This is a genomic window from Metabacillus niabensis (assembly GCF_902829255.1).
GTDB lineage: Bacteria > Bacillota > Bacilli > Bacillales > Bacillaceae > Metabacillus > Metabacillus niabensis.
The window spans coordinates 1-1,510 of sequence record NZ_CADEPK010000220.1 but is presented as its reverse complement, the minus strand read 5'-3'; the positions used below and the strand labels follow the sequence as shown (position 1 = coordinate 1,510).

Annotated in this window: 3 protein-coding genes; all 3 read left to right on the top strand. The window is 32.1% G+C overall.

Going from position 1 to position 1,510, the window contains the following annotated elements:
* Nucleotides 1-281: 281 nt before the first annotated feature.
* Complete coding sequence (locus HU235_RS14275; protein ID WP_174880615.1) at nt 282-497, top strand: hypothetical protein; 216 nt, start codon at nt 282-284, stop codon at nt 495-497.
* A 189-nt stretch (nt 498-686) separates the two neighbouring features.
* Complete coding sequence (locus tag HU235_RS14270) at nt 687-1,124, top strand: GNAT family N-acetyltransferase (RefSeq protein WP_174880614.1); 438 nt, start codon at nt 687-689, stop codon at nt 1,122-1,124.
* Nucleotides 1,125-1,286: 162 nt separating this feature from the next.
* The coding region (locus tag HU235_RS14265) for a VOC family protein (protein ID WP_411828264.1) at nt 1,287-1,510 on the top strand (224 nt) is incomplete at its 3' end.

Here is a 1,510-nt window from a genome sequence, read left to right as displayed (position 1 = left end):
TCACTATGCCTTCACGAAGCCAAAATGATCTGAACTCATATCCATTACCCATAAATCTAATTTAAAGGGTTATGAAATCCTGCGAATAAGTGAGCATTCGAGAGATATTCATATTAAACTGAGGGAGGTGAATAAAGCTATTAAGTATATATGTCATTTTTATACATTTTAGGTATAAAGAAGTGTGGTAGGTATACTTGGAAATTAATCTTATATAAAAAACAATAGGTTAATATGAAATTTAGTAGTCTATTTCATTAACTGGAGTTGAGATTATGAATATGAAGCAAATTTATTTTATGATGTTATTTTTAGCCTTATTTATTACAATTGGATGCAAAAAGGAATATACGGGTGAATATATACAATGGGGAGATAGCTTAGAAACTGTTGATACAGATAAATTAGATAGTAGTGATATACCTTATAAAATTGAGAATGGGAAAGTATATGTACCAGAAGATGCTTTTGATAAAGCGATACTGTGTTGTTCGTAAGTTTGTTTCCATTTTTCTACAAATAGGAATTCATAACTATATGGTACGGTACTTCAACCAAAGAAGAAATATTACATTACTTATTGTACTAAAGGGGCAGTATAATATAATAAGAAACCACTATGCCTTTATGTAAAATAGACAAAGATTGTGAAGGAAGTAAATTGAAATAATGGGAGAAGGGATATAATGTCGATTCAGTTTAAAGATATTGATAAAAATAATTGGGAAGAGTGTATTCGCTTAACGGTATCGGACGATCAGAGGGTTTTTGTTGCAGATAACTGTTATTCTCTGTTGCAGTCAAAATTTGTTGAAGGATATTATCCATTAGCATTATACGCAAAAGAAAAAATGGTTGGCTTTTTAATGTACGGTAGAGATCCAGAAACACAACGTATGGAAATGTGCAGGTTAATGATTGATAAGAACTATCAGGGAAAAGGCTATGGTAAAGAAGCAGTGATAAAATTGATAGTTCTTATTAGGAATACATACGGTAACATTGAATTCTATACCAGTGCAGAGCCTGAAAACGTTAGAGCATTAAAGTTATATGAGGATGTTGGTTTTAAGAAGACAGGAGAAATAATGTGGGATGAGGCTGTACTGAAAATTCAACTCTAGGCTTCCTCAAGAAAATGGCGCTATTATTGAATAAGCAGGATAATAAACAGCTTTATTTACTGCGCAGTACGGATAAATTGTGAACTAAACAGTTTTCTTCAACTAAAGGGCAGAATACTTACATAAGAGATAAGGAAAAAATTTGATATAAAGGAGTAAGAGATGAACAGATTAAATATCATTACACTGGGCACAAAAGACATTGTAAAGTCACACAAGTTCTTCAAGCAATTGGGGTTTGACACTTCAATCAGAGGGACAGAATCCAATCCAGATATTATTTTTTTTAAGAATGAAGGCACAAGAATAGCACTCTATCCTTTGGAAGAATTAGCACTAGATGTTAATGAACATAATCCTCCTGAGATTGTAAGAGGCTTTTCAGG

Excerpts from the sequence above, each read along its gene's own strand:
- HU235_RS14275 (WP_174880615.1), top strand. The coding sequence starts at position 282 with ATGAAGCAAATTTATTTTATGATGTTATTTTTAGCCTTATTTATTACA.
- HU235_RS14270 (WP_174880614.1), top strand. The coding sequence starts at position 687 with ATGTCGATTCAGTTTAAAGATATTGATAAAAATAATTGGGAAGAGTGT.